General features: G+C 66.4%; 16 protein-coding genes and 1 riboswitch. Of the genes, 10 read left to right on the plus strand and 6 right to left on the minus strand.

The window, feature by feature from the left end:
• Nucleotides 1-28 precede the first annotated feature (28 nt).
• Nucleotides 29-105, minus strand: a riboswitch (SAM riboswitch).
• A gap of 129 nt (nucleotides 106-234) precedes the next feature.
• The gene (locus IE101_RS03940) at nucleotides 235-927 is read left to right on the plus strand and encodes a glutathione S-transferase N-terminal domain-containing protein (RefSeq protein WP_189632468.1); all 693 of its coding nucleotides are present in this window, start codon (nucleotides 235-237) and stop codon (nucleotides 925-927) included.
• Nucleotides 928-959: 32 nt separating this feature from the next.
• Here the strand turns inward: IE101_RS03940 and IE101_RS03945 are convergent, their stop codons facing one another.
• The 3 genes from IE101_RS03945 to ftsY all read right to left on the minus strand — a co-directional run bounded on the left by IE101_RS03945 (nucleotide 960) and on the right by ftsY (nucleotide 3522).
• Nucleotides 960-1553, minus strand: coding sequence for an inner membrane-spanning protein YciB (locus IE101_RS03945; protein WP_373296059.1), 594 nt, complete (start codon nucleotides 1551-1553; stop codon nucleotides 960-962).
• Between the two features lie 62 nt (nucleotides 1554-1615).
• Nucleotides 1616-2515 (minus strand): EamA family transporter, encoded by a 900-nt coding sequence (locus IE101_RS03950; protein ID WP_189632470.1) that lies wholly within the window; start codon nucleotides 2513-2515, stop codon nucleotides 1616-1618.
• Entirely contained in the window at nucleotides 2512-3522 is a 1011-nt protein-coding gene (gene ftsY / locus IE101_RS03955; RefSeq protein ID WP_189632471.1) for a signal recognition particle-docking protein FtsY, read from the minus strand. The genes IE101_RS03950 and ftsY overlap by 4 nt, the downstream gene beginning before the upstream one ends.
• 147 nt (nucleotides 3523-3669) lie before the next feature.
• On the opposite strand from ftsY, the gene IE101_RS03960 reads away from it, so the two are divergent.
• The 3 genes from IE101_RS03960 (at nucleotide 3670) to IE101_RS03970 (ending at nucleotide 5675) form a co-directional block, all read left to right on the plus strand.
• The gene (locus IE101_RS03960) at nucleotides 3670-4731 is read left to right on the plus strand and encodes an alkane 1-monooxygenase (protein WP_229804007.1); all 1062 of its coding nucleotides are present in this window, start codon (nucleotides 3670-3672) and stop codon (nucleotides 4729-4731) included.
• 103 nt (nucleotides 4732-4834) lie between these two features.
• Nucleotides 4835-5272, plus strand: coding sequence for a hypothetical protein (locus IE101_RS03965; protein WP_373296048.1), 438 nt, complete (start codon nucleotides 4835-4837; stop codon nucleotides 5270-5272).
• Between the two features lies 1 nt (nucleotide 5273).
• Entirely contained in the window at nucleotides 5274-5675 is a 402-nt protein-coding gene (locus IE101_RS03970; RefSeq protein WP_189632473.1) for a hypothetical protein, read from the plus strand.
• A gap of 4 nt (nucleotides 5676-5679) precedes the next feature.
• On the opposite strand, the gene xseA is transcribed toward IE101_RS03970, so the two are convergent.
• Complete coding sequence (xseA, locus tag IE101_RS03975) at nucleotides 5680-7296, minus strand: exodeoxyribonuclease VII large subunit (RefSeq protein ID WP_189632474.1); 1617 nt, start codon at nucleotides 7294-7296, stop codon at nucleotides 5680-5682.
• Between the two features lie 203 nt (nucleotides 7297-7499).
• Here xseA and purD point away from each other — a divergent pair, with 203 nt between their 5' ends.
• From purD to ptsP, 4 genes are all read left to right on the plus strand, one after another.
• A complete protein-coding gene (purD, locus tag IE101_RS03980) occupies nucleotides 7500-8762 on the plus strand; it encodes a phosphoribosylamine--glycine ligase (RefSeq protein WP_189632475.1) in 1263 nt (420 codons plus the stop codon).
• Between the two features lie 100 nt (nucleotides 8763-8862).
• The gene (locus IE101_RS03985; RefSeq protein WP_189632476.1) at nucleotides 8863-9753 is read left to right on the plus strand and encodes a bestrophin family protein; all 891 of its coding nucleotides are present in this window, start codon (nucleotides 8863-8865) and stop codon (nucleotides 9751-9753) included.
• A 118-nt stretch (nucleotides 9754-9871) separates the two neighbouring features.
• Nucleotides 9872-11131 (plus strand): aspartate kinase, encoded by a 1260-nt coding sequence (locus tag IE101_RS03990; protein WP_189632477.1) that lies wholly within the window; start codon nucleotides 9872-9874, stop codon nucleotides 11129-11131.
• Nucleotides 11132-11347: 216 nt separating this feature from the next.
• The gene (ptsP, locus tag IE101_RS03995) at nucleotides 11348-13591 is read left to right on the plus strand and encodes a phosphoenolpyruvate--protein phosphotransferase (RefSeq protein WP_189632478.1); all 2244 of its coding nucleotides are present in this window, start codon (nucleotides 11348-11350) and stop codon (nucleotides 13589-13591) included.
• On the opposite strand, the gene IE101_RS04000 is transcribed toward ptsP, so the two are convergent.
• Together IE101_RS04000 and IE101_RS04005 are read right to left on the minus strand one after the other, a co-directional pair.
• Entirely contained in the window at nucleotides 13592-14377 is a 786-nt protein-coding gene (locus IE101_RS04000; RefSeq protein WP_189632479.1) for an EcsC family protein, read from the minus strand.
• 45 nt (nucleotides 14378-14422) lie between these two features.
• Nucleotides 14423-14911, minus strand: coding sequence for a GNAT family N-acetyltransferase (locus IE101_RS04005; RefSeq protein ID WP_189632480.1), 489 nt, complete (start codon nucleotides 14909-14911; stop codon nucleotides 14423-14425).
• Between the two features lie 152 nt (nucleotides 14912-15063).
• On the opposite strand from IE101_RS04005, the gene IE101_RS04010 reads away from it, so the two are divergent.
• Together IE101_RS04010 and IE101_RS04015 are read left to right on the plus strand one after the other, a co-directional pair.
• On the plus strand, nucleotides 15064-15933 hold the full coding sequence (locus IE101_RS04010) for an S-methyl-5'-thioadenosine phosphorylase (protein WP_189632481.1): 870 nt from the start codon (nucleotides 15064-15066) through the stop codon (nucleotides 15931-15933).
• A gap of 69 nt (nucleotides 15934-16002) precedes the next feature.
• On the plus strand, nucleotides 16003-16536 hold the full coding sequence (locus IE101_RS04015; RefSeq protein ID WP_189632482.1) for an adenine phosphoribosyltransferase: 534 nt from the start codon (nucleotides 16003-16005) through the stop codon (nucleotides 16534-16536).
• The last annotated feature ends 11 nt before the right edge of the window (nucleotides 16537-16547 follow it).

The raw sequence follows: 16547 nt of genomic DNA on the forward strand, positions 1-16547 counted from the left end.
AGAAAAACCCCGAAGACCGTTGGCTTCGGGGTCGCGGCCCTTCACCTTTTAGCGGTTTGTTTAACGTGGCCCGCAATCCGGTCACAAAGCGCCACGGCCAAGGGCATACGCCCCGGCGCGGCAAAGGTCAACGCTGGCAAATGGGGGCTGGCAAATGTGAAGGCGGGCGGCCTTGCCCTTTGCCGCCGATCGTCGTTTGATCGCGCCGCATGCGACCTGAGGAAAGGACCTGCGATGACCATCGCGCTTTACTACTGGCCCACGCCGAATGGCCACAAGATCACCATCGCGCTTGAGGAACTGGGCCTTCCCTATGAGATCCGGCTGGTGAACATCGGCGCGGGCGACCAGTTTAACCCCGATTTCCTGAAAATCGCGCCGAACAACCGGATGCCCGCGATCATCGATCCCGATGGGCCGGACGGGGCGCCCATCTCGATCTTTGAATCGGGGGCAATCCTGCAATACCTGGCCCGCAAGACCGGCCAGCTTTATGGCGAAACCGAGCGCGCCCGCGTGGCCACCGACCAGTGGCTGATGTGGCAGATGGGCGGCGTGGGGCCGATGGCCGGACAGGCCAACCATTTCCTGAAATACGCCCCCCAGATGGACCCGCCGCAAATCCTGCCCTATGCACAGGATCGTTATCGGAAAGAGGTGGGGCGGCTTTACAGCGTGCTGGACCGGCAGCTGGCCGACAAGCCCTTTGTCACGGGCGATCAGCTGACCATCGCCGATATCGCGATCTGGCCCTGGGCGATCAGCTGGGAACAGCAGCAGCAGACGCTGGAAGACAAGCCCCATTTCGCCCGCTGGCTTGCCGATCTGGGCGCGCGCCCTGCGTTCCAGCGCGGTCATGCCGTGGGGGCAGAACTTCGCAAGCCCACGCTCGACAAACAGGCGATCGAGAACCTTTACAAACGCTGAACGGTCGGGCGCCCCGCGGGGCGCCCCGCTTGTCAGTTGCCCGCGTCTTTCGAGGCGTCATCCTTCGGCAGGGCCTGCGCCTCAAAGAGCTTGCCCTGCGTCATGAGGAAGGCAAACAGCGCGATGGGCAGGCCGAAGGTCTTGAAGCTGACCCAGGTCTCGGTCGAAAAGCTGCGCCAGATCCCTTCGTTGGCGATGGCGAGCAGGATGAAAAAGCCGGTCATCCGCTTGGTCAGGATCATCCAGCCTTCCGCCTTCATGGGCAGCGCCTCACCCAGGACCAGCTTCAGGTAGCTTTCCCCCCGCGCCAGACCAAAGCCAAGGATGGCGGCAAAGATCAGATAGATCGCCGTGGGCTTCATCTTGAACAGCCGTTCATCCTGCAGCCAGACCGACAGGCCGCCAAAGACCACGACCAGCACCAGCGTCACGATCTGCATGGGCGAAAGCCGCCCCGTCAGCGCCCAGATGGCCGCCGTCGAGGCGATCATCAACGGGATGAAAGCCGCCGTCACCACCAGAAAGCCGCTGTATTCGGCCCCGGCAATCGCAAAGCTGCGGTCCTTGAGCAGGACATAGCCTGCGAAAAAGGCGATGATCGGCCCGAATTCCAGCAGCGCCTTCATCCGCCCCGAAAGCGCACGCGCCCCGTTTTCCGCCTTCGGCCCCGAATTCGGCCCCTGACCGCTCATCCCAGCATCTCCACCATGACCGCGCCTGCGGCAATTGCCATCATCAGCGCGATCTGCACGCGCCCGACCTTTTCACCCAGAACCCACCACCCGATCAAGGCGGCAAAAAGGGTCGAGGTCTCGCGCAGCACCGCCGCCTCGCCCACCTTGTCAAGCCGCGTGGCCAGCATGATCGACCCGAAGCTGGCATAGGCGGTGAAGGCGCCCAGAAGGCCACGCTGCAGCAGGGGCAACACCCCTGCCACCCCGAGGCCCCGCCAGCGGCGGAAGGTCAGCGCGGGCATCAGCAGGCTGTCGATCACGAAGAACCAGGCCAGAAAGGTGAACGGGTCGGCGGTGGCGCGGATGCCATAGGCATCGAAGGTCGTGTAAGCCGCAACCAGAACCCCCGTCGCAGCCGCAAGCCAGAGCGCGGGCACCATCGTCTCGCGCCCCTGCTGCACATGGGCAAGGTTCCATACGGCAAAGCCCAGTATCCCGCCCGACAGGCAGGCCACACCCAGCCACTGTCCCGGCGCGAAATGTTCGCCAAAGACCAGCCCCGACAGCACCACCGTCACCAGCGGCCCGGTGCCGCGCACCACCGGATAGACCACGGTAAACGCGCCCCGATCATAACAGGCCGCCTGCAAAAGCTTGTAGCCCGCATGGATCAGGAAGACGCCGCCGAAGATCGGCCACAGATGCGGCTCGGGCCAAGGCACCACGAACAGGGCAAAGGGCAGCGCGATCAGACCATAGGTTGCGTCAATCGCCGCGCGCGACAGCCAAGGGTCATGCCGCCCCTTCTGCAGCGCCCCGAAGAGCGCATGCAGCACCGCCGCGGCAAGGGCAAGCGCGAGGGCAAGGTCATGCCCCGCCTCGGTCCCCTCCAGCGCGCGGAGCCAGTCGCTCACTCGGCCAGACCCACCAGCGCGCGGGCGAAATCTTCGGGATCAAAGGGTTGCAGATCGTCGATCTGTTCACCCACCCCAATCGCATGGATCGGCAGGCCGAACTTGTCGGCAAGGCTGACCAGAACCCCGCCCTTGGCGGTCCCGTCCAGCTTGGTCATCACCAGACCGGAAACATCCGCGATCTTGCGGAAGATTTCGACCTGCGCGACAGCGTTCTGCCCCGTCGTGGCATCCAGCACCAGAAGGGTGTTATGCGGCGCGGTTTCGTCCTTCTTGCGGATCACGCGGACGATCTTGGCCAGCTCTTCCATCAGGTCGGCGCGGTTCTGCAACCGGCCCGCCGTGTCGATCAGCAGCAGATCGGCGCCGGTTTCCTGCGCGCGGGTCATAGCATCGAAGGCAAGGCTCGCCGGGTCCGATCCTTCGGGCGCAGTCAGGACCGGCACGCCCGCGCGGGTGCCCCAGATTTGCAGCTGTTCCACCGCCGCGGCGCGGAAGGTATCGCCCGCGGCGATCACCACCGATTTCCCCGCCGCCTTGAACTGCGCGGCAAGCTTGCCGATGGTCGTGGTCTTGCCCGACCCGTTCACGCCCACCACCAACACCACCTGCGGGCGTTTGGCATAAAGCGGCAAGGGGCGGGCCACGGGGGCCATGATGCGCGCGACCTCATCCGCAAGCGCGACCTTCAGCTCGGTCGCGCTGATGCGGCGGTCCATGCGGCCTTCCGCGATATTGGCGGCCACGCGCATGGCGGTATCGACGCCCATATCCGCCTCGATCAGCAGCTCTTCGAGGCTTTCGAGCATCGCGTCATCCAGCACGCGGCGCGGCTCATCCGCCTCGCTGCGTCCGAGGATGCGCCCGATCAGACCCGGCTTTCCCGCTTCGGCGGCAGGGGTGGGGGGGGTGGTATCCGGCGCCCCATCGACCAGCGCGTCCAGCGAACCGGCGATCTTGTCAGAGGACCGGAACATCCGGTCTTTCAGCTTCTTGAAAAAGGACATGGGGCCACCGGGTTCGGGTTTCCCTTTTCACCTAGTCGTTTCGGGCGCCGGATGGAAGGGCTTGGCCCGATTCGCGCGCGTGCTGTGCCCCATGCTGCGACAGTGGCGGGGCTGGCGGCGCGCGTGCGGGGTGCTAGACTGTGGCGCATGCGTGGTTTTGTTCCTGTCCTGCCGGTGCCCCAGATGGTCCTCTTCGCCACGGCCGCAGTTGCGCCGCTGGTTCTTCTGTTGCTCGGGGTTGCCGCGGGCGGGGTTTGGGCGCTGGCGGGGCTGGCCTATATGGCAGGGCTGACGGCGCTTCTGGATCACCTGATCCGCCGCACCGCCCCCGATGCGCTCGAGGGTGCCGAATTTCCCGCCGCCGATCCCTTGCTGGCCGTGATCGGGCTGGGGCATCTGCTGGCCTTTCCGCTGGCAGTCTGGGCGATTGCGGGGGACAGCGGATTGCCGCTCTGGGTGCGGGGGCTGCTGTTTCTGGGCTTTGGCCAGTTCTTCGGGCAGGTGTCGAACCCCGCCGCGCATGAGCTGATCCATCGGGGTCAGCGCGGATTGTTTCGGCTGGGGGCGGCCGTCTATATCACCCTGCTGAACGGGCATCACACCTCGGCGCATCGGCTGGTGCATCACCGGCATGTCGCCACACCCGAAGACCCGAATTCGGCCCTTGCGGGGGAGAGTTTCTACCACTTCCTGCCCCGCGCCTATCTGGGCAGCTTCCGTGCCGGGAAACGGGCTGAGGATACGCGCCGCGCCCAGCGGGGCAAGGGGCCGCATCCCTACGCGGTCTATCTGGGGGGGCAGGCACTGTGCCTTGGGCTGGGGTTCTTTCTGGCAGGCTGGGCGGGCGTCGCGGTCTGGGCGACGCTTGCGGCCTATGCCACCGTGCAGCTGATGCTGTCGGATTATGTGCAGCACTATGGATTGCGCCGCGCCCGGCTGGCGGATGGGCGCTATGCCCCGGTCGATGACCGGCACAGCTGGAACGCCCCGCACTGGTTTTCGTCGGGCGTGATGCTGAATGCGCCGCGTCATTCCGACCATCACGCCCATCCCGCGCGCCCCTACCCCGCCCTGCGCCTGCCCGCGCCCGGTCAGGCGCCCTGGCTGCCCTATTCCCTGCCGGTCTGCGCGGCGCTGGCGCTGGTGCCGCGGCTCTGGCGGCGGGTGATGGACCCGCGCCTTGCCCGCTGGGCCGAACCGGCGGAATGACGCGCGGCAGATGCCGCCCTGACGGAGGGGCTGGAAAGACCGCCTTTCGTCTGGCAGTCTGATCATTGGGCCGTCGTCTGACCGCCCCCGGACGGAGAGATGGATGTATCCTGCGTTTGCCCTTGCCCCCCCGGCCCTTGCCCCTGTGGCAGTGCTGACGGTTGCCCTTGCCGTGATGGCGGTCGGCCCCGCCAGCGCGCGCGAGCGCATGTCCGGCGCCGAGTTCGAGGCCTATGCCACAGGCAAAACCCTGACCTACGGCATGGCTGGCCAGATCTTCGGGACCGAACAATACCTGCCGGGACGGCGGGTGCGATGGGCCTTTACCGAATCGGCCTGCCGCATCGGCCATTGGTATGAGGCCAATGGTCTGATCTGCTTTGTCTATGAAGACCGCAACCGGCCGCAGTGCTGGGAATTCTGGAAGGATGGCGGGGGCCTGCGCGCCCGCTTTGCCGGGGATCCCAATGGCACCGAACTGAGCGAGGTGCAGCAAAGCCAGGGGCCACTTTCCTGCCCCGGCCCAGACGTGGGGGTCTGACATGGGGCGCCACGGCCTTGCCGTTGCTGTTGCGCTGATCGCCGCACCGCTTTGGGCGCAGGATGGCGGGCGACCGATCTCTGCCGCTGAATTCGAGGCGATGACCACAGGCCATGTGATGACCCATGCCGAACAGGGCAAGGTCTATGGCGCAGAGGAATATCTGCCCGGCCGCCGGGTGATCTGGAAAGATGCCGACGGCTGTCTTTCCGGCCAGTGGCAGGAAAGCGGCGGGCTGATCTGTTTTGCCTATGACGGCAGCGCCGACCGCTGGTGCTGGTCCTATGTCCGGCAGAGCGACGGGCTGATTGCGCGGTTGCAGGGCGATGCCAAAGCCCCGCAGGTCGAGCTGCGCCCGACCTCGCCACCCCTCTCCTGCCCGGTCGAGCTGCCTGCGGCCTGATCCGTCAGAACAGACTGCCCTGCCCGCCTGCGGGATCCTCGCCTTTCGGACGGGCGCGCGCGGCGGATTTCGCGGGTTTTGGCGCCGGATCGGCAGTGGGCGCGTCGTCCTCGGGCTGCACCCAAACCGAACCGTCGCGGAACTGCACGGCAAAGCGGGCGGTCGTTGCCGCCAATGCGGCATCGGTGATGACCGTATCATCCGCGCCGCGCACCACGGCATAGCCGCGTTTGAGCGTTTCCTGATAGCCCAGCGTCAGGCGCATCCGGTCCAGCCCGTCGAGCCGGTCCGCAAGCTGCGTCAACCGGCGATGGGGTGCGGCCTCGAGCCGATCGGACAGCAGGGCCAGACGGTCGCGCCCGTTGGCCGCATCGCGCGCAGCATCCCCCAGAAGCCGGGTCAGCGCCGGAGCAAGGCGCGAGGCCCATTTGTCGAGATTGGCATGGGCGCGTTCCAGCCGCCGCTCTTGCCCCGTCACAAGACGCTGGCTTGATGCGGCCAAACCATCGTTGCGGCGGCGGATCAGGGCGCGCAGCGCCTCGGGCGAAAGGCGGGCGGCGCGGGCCTCATGCGCGGCGCGTTTGCGCGCAACGGCAAGGGTCAGCGCGCCACCAAGCCGCTGCACCGCCGCATCCTGGCGTTGGCGCGGGCTGGCCAGCAGCGCGTCAAGGCGCGGCAGCGCCCGGCCCAGATCGCGCAAGCGCTGCCCACGCAGGCCGATGCCCCGGGCAATGCCCCCGGCCATGCGCGCGCCCATGGCATCCAGCGCGGCGAGCAGGTCAAGCCGCACCGGCACGGCCATTTCCGCGGCGGCGGTCGGCGTGGGCGCGCGGCGGTCAGCGGCAAAGTCGATCAGCGTGGTATCGGTTTCATGGCCCACCGCCGAAATCAGCGGGATCTGGCTTGCCGCGGCGGCGCGGACGACGATTTCTTCGTTGAAGCCCCAAAGGTCTTCAAGGCTGCCGCCGCCCCGCGCGACGATCAGAAGATCGGGGCGGGGAATCGGGCCGCCGGGTTCGATGGCATTGAAGCCGCGAATGGCCGCCGCAACCTCGGCCGCGCAGGCCTGCCCCTGCACCGCCACCGGCCAGATCAGCACATGGCGCGGAAAACGGTCGCGCAGGCGATGGAGGATATCGCGGATCACCGCGCCCGAGGGCGAGGTGACAACACCGATGACGCGCGGCAGATAGGGAATAACTTTCTTCCGCGCGGGATCGAACAGGCCCTCGGCCTGCAGGGCGGCGCGGCGTTTTTCCAGCATGGCCATGAGCGCGCCGGCCCCCGCCGGTGCCACGTCATCGACGATGAGCTGATATTTCGACTGGCCCGGAAAGGTGGTCATGCGGCCGGTGGCCACGACCTCCATCCCCTCTTCGGGGCGGACCTGCATGCGCGCGACCTGGCCTTTCCAGCTGATGGCGGCGATGACGCTGCGGTCATCCTTGAGGTCGAAATAGAGATGCCCCGAGGCCGGGCGGCTGACGCGGCCCACCTCGCCCCGGACGCGCACAAGGCCGAATTCGCCTTCGATCACGCGTTTGACCGCGCCCGAAAGCTCGGACACGGTGAATTCGGGCTGGTTCGAGGCGGGGGTCGGGTCTTCGAAGAGGTCCATCATTCGTTCATGCCAAAGCGGCGGCGGCGGGGCAAGAGGCAGGGGGCGCTCGCGCCCCCTCTGGCCTGGCGGCCATTCACCCCCTGAGGATATTTCGACAACGGGAAGGGGGAAGGGGCGCGGCAGCTGGCATCGGTGCTTGCAAGACGGGGTAGGCGCCCCTATGACGCGCGCAATCACACGCATCGTCATTTCGGGGTCAGCGCATGAATATTCTCATTCTCGGCAGCGGCGGGCGCGAACATGCGCTGGCCTGGGCAGTGAGCCAGAACCCCAAATGCGACCGGCTGATCGTGGCGCCGGGGAATGCCGGGATCGCCCAGCTGGCGGAATGCGCGCTGATCGACATTCTGAGCGGGGCGGCGGTGGTGGCCTTTTGCGAGGAGCATGCGATCGATTTCGTGATCGTGGGGCCGGAGGCGCCCTTGGCGGCCGGGGTGGCGGATGCCTGCCGGGCGGCGGGGATCCTGACCTTCGGACCGAGTGCGGCGGCGGCGCGGCTGGAGGCCTCGAAAGGGTTCACCAAGGAAATCTGTGATGCCTGCGGAGCGCCGACGGCGGGCTATGCGCGCTTTACCGAAGCGGGGCCGGCCAAGGCCCATGTACGCGCCGAGGGCGCGCCCATCGTGGTGAAGGCTGATGGTCTGGCCGCGGGCAAGGGCGTGATCGTCGCCATGACCGAGGACGAGGCGCTGGCCGCCATCGACGACATGTTTGGCGGCGAATTCGGTGCGGCCGGGGCCGAGGTGGTGATCGAGGAGTTCATGGAGGGGGAAGAGGCGAGCTTCTTCATCCTGACCGACGGGACGGATGCGCTGGCCGTGGGGACGGCGCAGGACCACAAGCGCGTGGGGGATGGCGATACCGGGCCAAACACCGGGGGCATGGGGGCCTATAGCCCGGCCCCGGTTCTGACCGATGCCATCGCGCAGGCGGCGCTGGACGAGATCGTGCTGCCGACCATCCGCGAGATGGCGCGGCGCGGCACGCCCTATCAGGGGGTGCTTTATGCCGGGCTGATGATCAAGGACGGCAAGGCGCGGCTGGTGGAATACAACTGCCGCTTTGGCGATCCGGAATGCCAGGTGTTGATGATGCGGCTGGGGGCGCAGGCGCTTGACCTGCTGCAGGCCTGTGCCGAGGGTCGGCTGGCCGAGATGCGTGTCACCTGGGCCGAGGATCATGCCGTGACGGTGGTCATGGCGGCGCGGGGGTATCCGGGAGCTTATGTGAAGGGCACGGCGATCCGCGGGTTGGAGGCGCTGCCCGAGGACAGCCGCAATATGGTGTTCCATGCCGGGACGGCTGCCAAGGATGGCGCGATTGTGGCGACCGGGGGGCGGGTGCTGAACGTGACGGCGCGGGGCGAGACGCTGGCCGAGGCGCAGGCGCGGGCCTATGCGATGGTGGATGCGATCGATTGGCCGGAAGGGTTCTGCCGGCGCGATATCGGGTGGCGTGCGCTGTAATCCGGGCGTTGCAGCGGGGGCTCTCTGCCCCCGCACCCCCGAGGATATTTCGGGACAGAAAATCGGCGCCGGGGTTTCGGGCGTATAAGGGGCGGGCGGCATGATCATTCGGGACAAGCCGGGCATATTGCAGCTGCTCTTTGCGGTGCGCGGGTCGGTCTTGCCGCATATCGCGCTGGAGCTGACGGTTGTAGCGGGGCTTTCGGTGCTGCTGGTAGTGGTCGACCGGCATCTGCTGGCGCTGCCGCATGTGAGCGCGCAGCCCTTCGCGCTGTTCGGGGTGGCGCTGTCGCTGTTTCTGGGGTTCCGCAACAACGCGGCCTATGATCGCTGGTGGGAGGCGCGCAAACTCTGGGGTGGGTTGCTGGCGGATGCGCGCAGTCTGGCGCGCGAGGCCGAGGTCTTTCTGCCGGAGGCGGCGGACCGTCACGGGTTGCTGCGGGGGATGGTGGCCTTTCTGCATCTGCATCGCTGCCAGTTGCGGGGATTGGCGCCCGACGAGGTGACGCGGGCGCGGGTTGCCGCGGCAGGGCTGGAGGTTCCGGGCGTTGAGGCGGCGCTGACGCAGATCAGCGGGCGGGTGGCTGCGGCCTATCGCGCCGGGCGTCTGGACGGGTTCGGGGCGCGGACGATTTCAACCCGGCTGACAGGCATCGGGTTGGCGCAGGCGGGGTGCGAGCGCATCCGGGCCACGCCCCTGCCCTATGTCTATTCGTTGCTCGTGTTCCGCACCACCTGGCTTTATGTGCTGCTCTTGCCTTTGGCGTTGCTGGAAAATTCGGGCTGGATGACACCTGTCTTCACGGTGATCGTGGCCTATACGTTTTTCGGGCTGGCCGAGGTGACCGAGGAACTGGCCCATCCCTTTGGTGCGACGGCCAATGCCCTGCCGCTGGACGCGATCTGCCGGGCGGTCGAGATCAGCTTGGCCCCCCATTTGGGTGAGGAAGCGCCGCCCCCGCTGCTGCCGGTAAACTTTCGTCTGGATTGAAACGCTTGGTGGCGCGACCCGGCGTCTCTTCCCGCGCAAGACTGCCCCAAGCACCGCTTGCATCCCCCCCCGCTTCTGCTATGGAACGCGCGGTTTGATGGGCTTACGGGGGGGCGACATGCCGCTTCTGGTAATGAAATTCGGCGGCACGTCCGTCGCGAACCTCGAGCGGATCGAAAACGCCGCGAAGAAGGTTCAGAAAGAAGTCGAACGGGGCTATGACGTGATCGTCATCGTCTCGGCCATGTCGGGGGAAACCAACAAGCTTGTTGGCTACGTCGAGGGCACCTCGAAGCTGTATGACGCGCGCGAATATGACGCCGTCGTGGCCTCGGGCGAGAATGTCACCGCGGGCCTGATGGCGCTGCGGCTGCAGGAGATGGGAATTCCCGCCCGCAGCTGGCAGGGTTGGCAGGTGCCGATCAACACCACCGCCGCGCATAGCGCCGCGCGGTTCGTGTCGATCCCGCGCGACAATATCGACGCGAAGTTCAAGGAAGGCTTCAAGGTTGCCGTGGTGGCAGGCTTCCAGGGCGTGAGCCCCGAAGGCCGCGTGACCACGCTGGGCCGGGGCGGGTCGGACACCACCGCCGTGGCCTTTGCCGCCGCTTTTGCCGCGGAACGCTGCGACATCTACACCGATGTGGACGGGGTCTATACCACCGACCCGCGGGTGAGCGGCAAGGCCCGCAAGCTTGAAAAGATCGCCTTCGAGGAGATGCTGGAGCTTGCCAGCCTCGGGGCGAAGGTGCTGCAGACCCGGTCGGTCGAACTGGCGATGCGCTACAAGGTGCGCCTGCGGGTGCTGTCCTCGTTCGAGGACACGGATGAGAACTCTGGAACCCTGGTCTGCGACGAGGAGGAAATCATGGAATCGAAAGTTGTCTCGGGCGTCGCCTTCTCGCGCGAGGAAGCGAAGATCACCCTCTTCACCATCGAGGACCGTCCGGGCGTGGCGCAGGCGATCTTCGGCCCCTTGGCCGAGGCGGGCGTCAATGTCGACATGATCGTCCAGAACATCAGCGAAAAAGACTATGACGAGGCCCATCCGGGTGCCGTCACGGACATGACCTTCTCTTGCCCGATCAATCAGGTCGAGCGGGCGAAGAAAGCGCTGGAAGATGCCAAGACCGCCGGTCTGATCAAATATGACGAGCTGATCATCGACACCGACGTGGCCAAGGTTTCGGTCGTGGGCATCGGCATGCGCAGCCATGCGGGCGTTGCCGCCAAGATGTTCTCGGCCCTGGCCAATGAAGGCGTGAACATCAAGGTGATCTCGACCAGCGAGATCAAGATCTCGGTGCTGATCGACCGCAAGTATATGGAACTGGCCGTGCAGGCGCTGCACGATGCCTTTGCCTTGGGCGACGCCTGATCGCTTGTCCCGATAAGGTTCTGAAAGGCCCTGCCCAAGTGGCGGGGCCTTTTGCTTTGGGGCGGCGGGGCGGCACAGGTCAGCAATCCTGCCGCTTTTTGCGGCATCTGCCTGCCGTTGCGACACCCTGCCCTGAAAGCGGGCGTTCCGTTTCGGCGGGACATATGCTCTAAGGGGGCAAAAGCACCCCGAAAAGGGCAAGGAACGGACAGGGACATGGGTGATCGCAGCGAAAGTGACAGCCGCAAATTGCTTCGCCGGTTGCGCGACAGTCTTGCCTTGCCGGGCAAGGGGCAGGACCGGCTGGACCGTATCACCCATCTGATCGCCGATTCGATGGGGACCGAGGTCTGCTCGATCTATCTCTTCCGCGATGAGGACACGCTTGAACTTTGCGCGACCGAGGGGCTGAAGAAAGAGGCCGTCCACCAGACCCGCATGAAGGTGGGCGAAGGTCTGGTCGGGCGGGTTGCGCGCAATGCGACGCCGGTGAATACCGCGGATGCGCCCTCGGAAAAGGGCTTTCGCTATATGCCCGAGACGGGGGAGGAAATTTATTCCTCATTCCTTGGTGTGCCGATCCAGCGGGTCGGGGAACGTCTGGGCGTGCTGGTCGTACAATCGAAAACCGCGCGCAGCTATTCCGACGATGAGGTCTATGCACTGGAAGTCGTGGCCATGGTGCTGGCCGAGATGACGGAGCTGGGCGCGTTTCTGGGCGATGAAGGGGGCATGAAGGCGCTGCACAAGCAGCCGCGCCTTTTCCGGGGCTCAACAGGCCAAGAGGGCGCGGCCGAGGGCCATGTCTGGCTGCATGAGCCGCGCGTGGTGGTCACAAACCCCGTCGCCGATGACCCACTGACCGAGATCGAGCGCATCCGCGAGGCCGTGGGCCAACTGCGCGTGTCGATTGATGATCTGCTGTCGGCGGAATCGCTCGACAAGGAACAACGACAGGTTCTGGAAGCCTACCGGATGTTCGCAAACAGCCGGGGCTGGCTGAAGCGCATGGAAGAAGACATTGCACGCGGCCTTTCGGCCGAAGCCGCGGTGGAAAAGGAACAATCCGCCGCCCGCGCGCGCATGGAACAGGTGCCGGATGCCTATCTGCGCGAACGGTTGAATGATCTGGATGATCTGTCGAACCGCCTGCTCCGCATCCTGACCGGACAGGGGCAGGATACGGGCGCGACGATGCCAGAGATGCCCATTCTGGTGGCCCGCAACATCGGCCCGGCGGAATTGCTGGAATACGGGCGCAAGCTGAAGGGCGTCGTGCTCGAGGAAGGATCTGTCGGCAGCCATGCGGCGATTGTCGCGCGGGCGCTGGCGATTCCGCTGGTGATCCATGCCGACCGCATCACAGGCGAGGCGCTGAACGGCGATCACATCCTTGTGGACGGCGATCAGGGTGTGGTCCATCTGCGCCCCGATGATACCGTGGCGCGCAGCTTCCGTGACAAGATGGCCATGCAGGCGAAGGCGCAGGAACGCTATGCCAGCCTGCGCGGCCTGCCCGCGCAATCGAAATGCGGCAGCATCACGCGGCTTTACATGAATGCGGGCCTGATGGCCGACCTGCCGTCAATCGAAGGATCGGGCGCCGAGGGGGTGGGTCTGTTCCGCACAGAGCTGCAATTCCTGATCCGCAACCAGATGCCCAAGCGGGATGAGCTGGCACGGCTTTACGCCCGGGTGATGGATGCCGCCAAGGGGCGGCCGGTGGCGTTCCGCACGCTCGACATCGGGTCGGACAAGGTGCTGCCCTATATGAAGCCGCAGGATGAACCCAACCCCGCGATGGGCTGGCGGGCGATCCGCGTCGGGTTGGACAAGCCGGGCGTGCTGCAGATGCAGGCTCAGGCGCTGATCCGGGCTGCTAGGGGGCGCCCGCTGACCGTGATGTTCCCCTTCATCACCGAGTTGTCGGAATTCACCCAGGCCCGCGATGTGGTGCTGAAACAGCGCGACCGCGAGGCTGCGCTGGGGCGGCCGGTACCGGAAACGCTCAAGATCGGGGCAATGCTGGAAACGCCGAGCCTTGCCTTCGCACCGCGCGCCTTCTTTGACCTGACGGATTTCATCTCGATCGGCGGGAATGACCTGAAGCAGTTCTTCTTTGCGGCGGACCGCGAAAATGAACGGGTGCGGCGGCGCTATGACACGCTGAACGTCAGCTTCCTGCGTTTCCTGGCCACGATCTCGGACCGCTGCCGCGAGAGCGACACGCCGCTTTCATTCTGCGGTGAAGATGCCGGACGGCCGGTCGAGGCGATGTGCTTTGCCGCATTGGGGATCGGGACGCTGTCTATGCGTCCGGCCTCGATCGGGCCGGTGAAGGCGTTGCTGCGTCAGGTCGATCTGCGCGAGGTGCGGGCCGTGATGCAGTCAGCGATGGATCAGGGTGCCGAATCGGTGCGCCCCGCAATTCTGGGCTGGCTGGCCACGCTGCCGGAGTGATCAGTCAGACCCGAGCAGCGGCCGCACATTCGTGGCCTCATTGAACCGGGCCATGACGCGCACGCCGTCATGGTCCTGCGCGATGCGCAGCAGGCGAAAACGGATGCGCGCGAGTTCGCGGTAATGGTTCAGGAACGCCGCATTCAGCGCCGCCCCCGACAGCGCCCCCAGAACCGGCACCGCCTGCGCCGCGAGCTTTTGCGACAGCGCCGCCGCGATCTTCGGCGCGAGCTTCGCGATCAGCCCATGCAGCGCAGGTCCGGTCACCGCCAAACGCGCGCCGACAAAGGCGGTGTTCACCCCGTCATCGCCCCCTGCCGGTGTGCCCGAGGCGAAGCAGCGCAGGATCTCGGCCTTGATGGCGGGATCATCGGGGTCAAAGCCCTCGGCCTCGGCCGCGCTGCGGATGGCGGAAAGGATCAGGGTGATCGTCACCGGCAGTTCGGCCACCGAGGTGACAATGCCCCCAGCCCCGCCCGCAGCGCCCGAAAGTGCGGCGGCAATCGGCGCGGCGCGCGGCCCCAGATCGGGCGCATGCCGCCCCAGCGCCGCCACCCCTAACGCACGCTCCAGAGTGGACAGCGTCAGCGCATCGATCTGGCGGCGCAGCCCGTCAGGCAGCAGGGCAAGCTGCCCTTCCAGCTTGCCACCGATCTTGTGCAGGAGCGTCATGAGCGGCCCCTGCGCGCGCCGCGCGCGGCGGGCCAGCTCGGCGATCTCATAATCCGGGAAGGGCGCAGGCAGGGGCGCCGGAACAGGGGCAGCGGGGGGCAAATCTTGCGACATGAACGCTAGGTAGGCATCCGCAGGGCCCCGCGCAATGGCCCGGCGTCAGGATCGTGCCTTGGTCACCGCGCCTTTGACCCCGTCCCAGGCGCCGCGGACCAGTTCCAGGCCCAGCACACGGTCAGGGTTGGTGGGCGGCGGCATCACCACCCCCTCCAGCTTCTTGAAGCCGAAGCGACTGTAATAGGGCGCATCACCCACCAGCATGACCCGTTCCCAGCCCAGACGCTTGGCCTCAGCCAGGCTTTCGTTGATCAAGAGGCCCCCCAGCCCCTCACCCTGGCGCGTGGGGTGAACGGCCACCGGGCCAAGCAGCAGGATATCCTGATCGGCGACCTCGGCGGGCCAATAGCGGATCGCAGCGGCGAGGGTGCCGGTTTCGTCACGCAGCACAAGGCAGAGCGGCGCCACCGTCGCCACCCCGTCGCGTAGACGATAGGAGGAAAGCGCCGTTCGTCCCGGCGCAAAGCAGAGGTCGTAAAGCGCCTCCACCTCCCACCAATCGGCTTCGGTTTCCTCTTCGAGCTGATACATCGCGCCCCCCGATGCCGGCGTCCCGGCGGAATCATGCGTTTCGCCGCGTAACATGTGAAGGTGACGGGGAAAAGTCGGAATGCCCGCGACAGCGCCGCCCTTGGCGGAGAGGGGCCGGTCGCCTAGGCTGGGGCATGGGTCAGGAGAATGCGATGCAGCGGAAAATTGGCGTGATCGGCGGATCGGGGGTCTATCAGATGGACGGGCTGGAAGACGCCGCCTGGACCGAGGTGGACACCCCCTGGGGTGCGTCGTCAGATGCGATCCTGACCGGGCGGCTCAATGGGGTCGAGATGTGCTTTCTGCCGCGCCACGGCCGGGGCCATGTGCATCTGCCGGCGGCCGTGCCCTTCCGCGCCAATATCGATGCGCTGAAACGGCTGGGCTGCACCGATGTGGTGGCGGTTTCCGCCGTGGGCAGCCTGCGCGAGGATTTCCGCCCCGGAGATATGGTGGTGCTGGATCAGTTCATCGACCGCACGAGCGGCCGCCCCGGCAGCTTCTTCGGGTCGGGTTGCGTCGCGCATGTGAGCCTTGCCGACCCGGTCTGCGCCCGCCTTTCGGACCATTGCGAAGCCGCGCTGCGGGCGGCGGGCGCGCGGGTCCATCGCGGCGGCACCTATCTGGCAATGGAGGGGCCGCAGTTTTCCACCAAGGCCGAATCGCGGATGTATCGCGCCTGGGGCTGCGACGTGATCGGCATGACCGCCATGCCCGAGGCCCGCCTCGCGCGCGAGGCCGAGCTTTGCTATGCCTCGGTCGCCATGGTCACCGACTACGATTGCTGGCACCCCGATCATGGCCATGTCGATGTGGCGCAGATCCTTCAGGTTCTGGCGGCCAATGCGGGCACCGCCAAGGCGATGATCACCGCCCTGCCCGCCCTTGCGGGGGGTGGGCTGGCGCCCTGCCCTTGCGGCTGCGACCGGGCGCTGGATCATGCGGTGATGACCGCGCGCGACAAGCGCGACCCGGCGCTGGTCGCACGGCTGGATGCGGTGGCGGGGCGGGTGCTGGGCTGAAGCGCGCGCTTGTGACACCTTCGGGCGGCGTGATATGCCCCGCGCGTTCCGGGGCGCCAAGAGGCTGACATGGCAAAGACCGTCAAAGACTATATCCGCACCATCGTGGATTTCCCGCACGAGGGGATCCTGTTCCGCGATGTGACGACGCTGTTCGCCGATCCGCGCGGCTTCCGCATGGCGATCGATCAGCTTCTTCACCCCTATGCCGGCACGCGCATCGACAAGGTCGTAGGGCTTGAGGCACGGGGATTCATTCTGGGCGGCGCCGTGGCGCATCAGCTGTCTTGCGGCTTCGTGCCGATCCGCAAGAAGGGCAAGCTGCCGGGGCAGACCATCTCGCAGGCCTATGCGCTGGAATATGGCGAGGCCGTGGTCGAACTGCATGACGACGCCATCCAGCCCGGTGAAAAGGTGCTGCTCGTCGATGATCTTCTGGCCACTGGCGGCACCGCCGATGCGGGCATCCGTCTGGTGGAACGGCTGGGCGGTGTGATCGTGGGCTGCGCCTTCGTGGTCGATCTGCCGGATCTGGGCGGACGCCGCAGGCTTGAGGCGCTGGGGATGGATGTCCACGCCCTTTGCGCGTTTGAGGGTCTTTGATCGCTCTGCCG

The organism is Gemmobacter lanyuensis (genome assembly GCF_014652355.1).
Lineage (GTDB): Bacteria > Pseudomonadota > Alphaproteobacteria > Rhodobacterales > Rhodobacteraceae > Gemmobacter > Gemmobacter lanyuensis.